The organism is Microbacterium sp., from assembly GCF_039812165.1.
Classification (GTDB): Bacteria; Actinomycetota; Actinomycetes; order Actinomycetales; family Microbacteriaceae; genus Microbacterium.
In genome coordinates this window covers 1-4,375 of sequence record NZ_JBDIAB010000222.1, presented here as the reverse complement: position 1 = coordinate 4,375, position 4,375 = coordinate 1, and the positions used below count along the sequence as shown (strand labels likewise).

Below are 4,375 nucleotides of genomic sequence, written 5' to 3'. Positions count from 1 at the left end.
CGCGGCGCGCGTCGCCGAGCGCGAGCGCGCAGCGTGCGCGCCCGATCGTCGCGTCGCGACGGATGCCGTCGAGCCGGGCCCGCGCGGCGCGCAGCTCCGCACCGCCCTGACCCGCGAACGGCTCGCCGCGCCACAGCGTGAGCGCCGCGTCGAACCGGTCGGCGGCCGAATGCGGGTCGCCTGCCTCGTGCCGCCGGTAGCCGTCGTCGACGAGACGCGCGAAGCGCGCGGCATCCGATTCTCCGGCACCCTCCAAGGCGTATCCGGCGGGGCCGCCCCGCACCGCGGCGTGCGGGCGCAGCAGCGATCGCAGCCGTGACACGTACACGTGCACGGTCGCCTGTGCCGACGGGGGCGGCCTCTCGTCCCACAGCTCCGCGACGATCCGTGCCATCGAGACCGGCCGGCCCGTCTCGAGCGCGAGCAGCGCCAGCAGCACCGCGAGGCTGCGACCGCGGGGGGCGGCGCCGTGGAAGCGGACGGGGCCGAGCAGCGTCACAGCGGGGGTGTCGGTGCCGGGTGCGACCGTGTCGGAACGCCCGGTGTCGCGCGCCGCGACGGTCGGCGCGTCGGCGCCGGGCAAGCCGTCCGCAAGGGGCGCGCTAGCGGGACCGGTCATAACGGAGGCACCTGCTTCCGATGTGAGGAGAACGAGCATGACCATTCAGATCGCACCCGACCAGACCGAGCTGGCCGGGCCCGCCGCCGCCGGACGCGTCTGGCACGAGGGCGACGCGGGCTTCGACGTGGAGGTCGCCGGCTTCAACGCCGCGGTGCGCCACCGTCCGCACGTCGTCGTCGGCGCCGCGAGCCCCGACGACGTCGCGGCCGCCGTCCGCTACGCCCGTGCGCGCGGGCTGCACGTCGCCGTGCAGTCCACGGGGCACGGCGCGAGCGCCGCCGTCGAGGGCGGCGTGCTCGTGACCACGTCGCGCCTCGACGGACTCGAGATCGACCCGGTCGCTCGCACCGCCGCTGTCGAGGCGGGCGTGCGCTGGAGCGCCGTGCTCGACGCCGCGGCCGCGCACGGCCTCACGGCGGTGACCGGGTCGGCCCCGTCGGTGGGCGTCGTCGGCCTGCTGCTCGGCGGCGGCGCCGGTCCGCTCGGCCGCACGCTCGGCTTCGCGAGCGACCGCATCCGGTCGCTCCGCATCGTCACGGCCGACGGCGAGCTCCGCGACGTCGACGCCGTGCGCGACCCCGAGCTGTTCTGGGCGCTGCGCGGGGGCAAGCGCGGTCTCGGCATCGTCACGAGCGTCACGCTCGACCTCGTGGAGCTCGACGAGCTGATCGGCGGATGCCTGTGGTTCGCCGCGCCCGACGCCGAACGCGTCGTCGCGGCATGGGCCGCGGAGAGCCGCGACCTGCCCGACGCGGTCACGACGTCGGTCGCGATGCTGCGGCTGCCGCCGCTGCCCGAGCTCCCCGAGCCCCTGCGGGGCCAGTTCGTCGTGCAGGTGCGCGTCGCCGTCGTGGGCGACGACGACGGCGGTTTCGTCGAGCGCATGCGCGCCCTCGCGCCTCGCATCGTCGACACGGTCGGCCTCATGCCCGCGCGCGCGATCGGCGACATCCACGGCGACCCGAGCGAGCCGATGCCGGTGTGGGAGGGCGGCGCGCTGCTCGCCGGCTTCGACGAGCGGGCGGCGACGGCCCTCGTGCAGGCGGCGGGACCCCAGCACCAGCTGCCGCTCGCGGTGGTGGAGATCCGTCGGCTCGGCGGACGCCTGCGCCACGCGCCCGAGGGCGGCGACGCGGTCGGCGGACGCGACGCCGAGTACAGCCTGTTCATCGTCGGCGCGCCCGTGCTCGAGCTGATCGACACCGTCGTGCCGCTCGTCGGAGGCGGCGTGATCGCGGCGCTGCGGCCCTGGGCGAGCGGCGGCACGCAGGCCAACTTCCACGGCGCGATCACCGCCGACAACCCCGAGGCGCGCGCGTGGCCCGAGCCCGTGTACGCCCGCATCCAGGAGATCCGCCGCCGCGTCGACCCCGCGGGCGTCTTCGCCTGACAGCGGATGCCGCGACCTCCGGTGCACCGCGCGCCGAAGGCTCGCGGCATCCGTCGTCGCAGCGCTCACGATGCCCCCAGTCGTCCGTGTGGAGATACGCTATCGTATCTATATGGCAGGATACGGCTCGGCGGACGGTGCTCGCAAGAGCCGGTCGGCGGTCGCGACGCGGCGCCGCACGAGCGCGCAGATCGAGGCGGCGGCGCAGGACGCGACGATCGCCCTGCTCATCGAGGGCGGTCCGTCGGCCGTGACGATGGATGCCGTGGCCGCCCGCATCCGCACGTCGAAGCCCGTGCTCTACCGGCGGTGGGCCGACAGCGCCGCGCTCCTGCGCGAGACGCTGCTCTCACGGGCGCGGGCGCTCATCGCCGCGCCCGACACCGGCTCGCTGCGCGGCGACGTCCGTGCCGTCCTCACGCGGTGGGCGGCGTCGTTCACGACGCCGCAGGCGGCGCTGTACCCGGTGATCGTCGGGGTCATGGCGCACGACCACGAGTTCGCGCACGGGTTCCGCTCGACCGTCGTCGTGTGGCGGCGCGAGGCGATGCGCGTGATCTACGAGCGCGCCGCCGCGCGCGGCGAGGTCGATCCCGCGCTGCCGATCGACCTCGTGTCGGAGCTCGGTCAGGCCGTGCTGTGGCACCGGCTCCTCATCACCGGCGACCTCGTCGACGAGGCCTTCATCGACCGTCTGCTCGACGAGGTGGTCATGCCGCTGTCGCTCGCCGGCGGCACGGGCGGCGCGCCGGCCGCGCCCTGACGGCCGGCCTTCGGGGGCAGGAGGAGATGGAGACGATGCCGCATGCGAGGGGGCCGGCTCGCGAGAGGCGGCTCGGCCGGCGGCGGGCGGGGTCAGGGCCGTGCAAGGTCGGCGCAAGGGCGTCCGGCGAGTCTGGGGCGGAGCCGGGCGCGCCGGGCCGGGGCAGCGGCGCGGCGCACCGGCCGGCGAACCGGTCGGGCACGTGCCGTGGCTTGCCGAGGGGGCACCTGCCGACGGGACCTGCCGAGGGCACCTGCCGAGGGGCATCTGCCGACGGGCCCGGCCCTCCGGCATCCGCCGCCGGCGCAGCCCGCCGCCTCGGGAACCGCACGGCGAGCGGGGCCGGTCGCCAGAGGTTCTCGACGGACACATACGAGGAGGAACGGATGACGCAGACATCGGACGACGGGACGTCGGTCGTCGTGCTCGGCGCGGGCTACGCCGGCGTGATCGCGGCGAACCGACTGTGGGGCTCGCTCACCGCGGGGGAGCGCGCTCGCGTCGCGATCACGCTCGTGAGCCCGACCGACCGGTTCGTGCACCGCATCCGGTTGCATGAGCACGCGGCGGGCGTCGCGGATGCCGCACTGCCGCTGCGCTCGATGATCCCCGAGGCCGTGCGCGTCGAGCTCGGCCTGGCGGTGCACGTCGACGCGGACGCGCGCACCGTCCTGGTGCGGACGGCCGCGGGGGAGCGCGAGCTGGCCTACGACCGGCTCGTCTACGCCGTCGGGTCGCGGCCCGCGGAGGGCGTGCGCGGCGTGGCCGAGCATGCCGTGGCCGTCGGCGACCTGGCCGGCGCGACCGCGATCCGCGAGCGGATGCGCGACGCCGTGCGCGTCGTGGTCGTCGGCGGGGGACCGGCGGGCGTCGAGACCGCGGCCGAGCTCGCCGACGCGCACCCGCGCGCGACGGTGACGCTGCTGACCTCGGGAGTGCTGCTGCCGGCGTACCGCGAGGCGTCGCGCCGCGGCATCCGTCGATCGCTGCGGCGTCTCGGCGTGCGGGTGTGCGAGCGGATGCCCGTGGCCGAGGTCGTCGCGGACGGTGTGCTGCTGTGCGAGGGAGCCGTGCCGGCCGACGCCGCGCGCGTGCCCGAGCGTGCCGTGTCTGGCCGCTTTCGCCCTCACGAACGTCGCAGTCTCGCGCGTACTTCGCAGGATCCGGCCGGAATCGTGCGAAGTTCGTCCCGTTCTGCGGAGTTCGTGGGGTGGGAGGGCCACAGACGGGCCGGCGCGGGGCCGGGCGTGGGGTGGAGTGGGTCAGCGCGCAGGGGACGGGGCACGGCGCTGGGTGCGGACGCGGACACCGGGGGTCGCGAGGGCGGCATTCCGCTCGCCGATCGCGACAGCGGAGACCACCGTCAGCTCGTCGATCGCGGGCCGGAGGTCGAGGGAGCGCGGCCGCCCGTCGCCGCCCGCGCCGCCCGACCGGCCGGAGCGTCGGTCGGCACGCTGATCGAGGCCGATCTCGTCGTCTGGGCGGCCGGCTTCGAGGTGCCAGACCTCGCGCGCCGCAGCGGGCTGCCGGTCGACGGACGCGGGCGGCTGCTCGTCGACGAGCGGCTGGAGTGCGTCGCGGACGCGCACATCGTCGGCGG

At 76.3% G+C, this 4,375-nt stretch carries 4 protein-coding genes; 3 read left to right on the top strand and 1 reads right to left on the bottom strand.

Features of this window, described 5'->3' with window-relative positions:
• Positions 1-619 (bottom strand): BTAD domain-containing putative transcriptional regulator (locus WML84_RS13215; protein WP_347346605.1); only part of this gene is annotated, 619 nt, incomplete at its 3' end.
• Positions 620-656: 37 nt separating this feature from the next.
• Between WML84_RS13215 and WML84_RS13210 the strand changes: the two genes are divergently transcribed.
• The 3 genes from WML84_RS13210 to WML84_RS13200 all read left to right on the top strand — a co-directional run.
• Complete coding sequence (locus tag WML84_RS13210; protein ID WP_347346604.1) at positions 657-2,012, top strand: FAD-binding oxidoreductase; 1,356 nt, start codon at positions 657-659, stop codon at positions 2,010-2,012.
• A gap of 112 nt (positions 2,013-2,124) precedes the next feature.
• Positions 2,125-2,775: a TetR/AcrR family transcriptional regulator gene (locus WML84_RS13205; RefSeq protein WP_347346603.1), complete on the top strand. Its 651-nt coding sequence runs from the start codon at positions 2,125-2,127 to the stop codon at positions 2,773-2,775.
• 386 nt (positions 2,776-3,161) lie between these two features.
• Positions 3,162-4,375, top strand: a 1,214-nt coding sequence (locus WML84_RS13200; RefSeq protein WP_347346602.1) for an FAD-dependent oxidoreductase, incomplete at its 3' end; no start/stop codon positions are given.

Excerpts from the sequence above, each read along its gene's own strand:
- WML84_RS13210 (WP_347346604.1), top strand. The coding sequence starts at position 657 with ATGACCATTCAGATCGCACCCGACCAGACCGAGCTGGCCGGGCCCGCC.
- WML84_RS13205 (WP_347346603.1), top strand. The coding sequence starts at position 2,125 with ATGGCAGGATACGGCTCGGCGGACGGTGCTCGCAAGAGCCGGTCGGCG.